Raw genomic sequence first — 286 nt, forward strand, 5'->3', positions numbered from 1 at the left:
ATCTGGCGTATCTGATCTACACGTCCGGTTCGACCGGTCGTCCCAAGGGGGTCGCGGTCACTCACCGTAATCTGCGGTCGTTCGTTGCTCAGGCGTGGTCGGTGTCGCCGGAGGATCGGGTGTTGGCGCATTCCTCGGTCGCTTTCGATGCTTCGGTCTACGAGGTATGGCCGACGTTGGCCGCAGGTGCCGGGGTGGTCGTTGTCGGTGGACCGCGGGCTGATGTCGCTGTGCTCGCGCGAGCGGTGTGGGGTTCGTGGGTGACGAAGATGTTCGCCACGCCGCC

Annotated in this window: 1 protein-coding gene; it reads left to right on the plus strand. The window is 65.0% G+C overall.

Translation table 11 applies throughout. The features are described from left to right. Positions 1–286: AMP-binding protein (locus tag ACX4ZE_RS23355; protein WP_480275622.1), on the plus strand; the 286-nt coding region annotated here is incomplete at both ends.

It is taken from the genome of Nocardia sp. TBRC8007 (assembly GCF_056629435.1).